Here is a 1150-nt window from a genome sequence, read left to right on the forward strand (position 1 = left end):
AAAACATAAAAGTATTACGGATAAAATTCAGTTTAATGTAAATGAATTAAATAAGCTGAAAATAGCCCAAAGTAGCATGTTTGCTATCCCCTCTCCGAATGTTCCTGCATTACTACCTCATGGCGTTAGTTCAAATTCACAAGCCACACAAACGGCAAATAGCAACATTGCAAAAGGCATCGAAAATACATTAGGCGCTGTTCGTGATGGTCTAGCGGAAACGTTTGATTGAACTTTCGGACTGAGTTGCTCAAATAAAGCAGCAAAAAATCCAAATGTTGGGAAACCTCATACTGGTGGCGACCAAATCCCTGAGCAAGGCCGGATAGATACAAGTGGAAACCAAATACCCGAACAAGGAAAAATTGATACGGGTGGCAACCAGATACCTGAGCAAGAGCGGACGGATACTGGCGGAGATCAAATACCTGAACATATAGATAATACGTATATAACCCCACTGCCTAATCAGATTACAGTCGAAGATATTGCCTATTTATCTGAAAACAAAAATAATATTAAAAATAAATGGCATCAGGGTAGTTTTAACTCTCCTGACGAATCATTACAGAAGCATTATGAAAAACATGGAAAAGAAGTTGGAGCGGGTAGTATTGAGCAGTACAGAAACAAAGCTGAAGAATTTGTCAAAAACTTAAAAGGTGCTAGAACAGTGAAAGTAAGAGGTGCGACTGATAATGTGACTCGTTATTATAAAAACGGGAAATATTTAGATAGAACATCCGAAGGAAAGATAATATCTTTTGGAAAACAATAATATAGAGGGATATGCTATGTGGCATGATTTAAGTATTACAAAAGTGAGCTGTATAGAGAAAACAGTTGCTGAATTCACAGTTACTATGATCCCTATTTTGCCTTATGCCAAAATGAAGATAAAAATTTATGAGGATCAGTCGGGTTTTTTTACAGGTATGACGGATTTAGCAATAAAAAGAAAATTTGATGGTTGCCCCGAGTGCGCCATTGGACGTGGAAGTACTATTGAGAAAGCGTTAGAAGATACTATCCTCTATTTTAAAGAAATGTTGAGTCAAGATGGTTTTACTGAATTAACCGAAGATGATATTAGCTACGCAGAGTGGTCTGATTTTTAAAAGTTAAAAGATCCCAGTTCTGTACTGGGATC

Annotated in this window: 2 protein-coding genes; both read left to right on the top strand. The window is 37.0% G+C overall.

The genetic code is table 11. The features are described 5' to 3' along the window. Window positions 1-232, top strand: a 232-nt coding sequence (locus tag PSF42_RS20750; RefSeq protein WP_272680580.1) for a hypothetical protein, incomplete at its 5' end; no start/stop codon positions are given. A gap of 562 nt (window positions 233-794) precedes the next feature. After that, window positions 795-1118: a hypothetical protein gene (locus tag PSF42_RS20755; RefSeq protein WP_125895289.1), complete on the top strand. Its 324-nt coding sequence runs from the start codon at window positions 795-797 to the stop codon at window positions 1116-1118. Window positions 1119-1150: the final 32 nt, after the last annotated feature.

The organism is Providencia sp. PROV032, from assembly GCF_028484875.1.
GTDB classification, from domain to species: domain Bacteria; phylum Pseudomonadota; class Gammaproteobacteria; order Enterobacterales; family Enterobacteriaceae; genus Providencia; species Providencia rettgeri_E.

Bases quoted from the DNA above. Each gene is read 5' to 3' on its own strand.
- PSF42_RS20755 (WP_125895289.1), top strand. From the start codon at position 795: ATGTGGCATGATTTAAGTATTACAAAAGTGAGCTGTATAGAGAAAACA.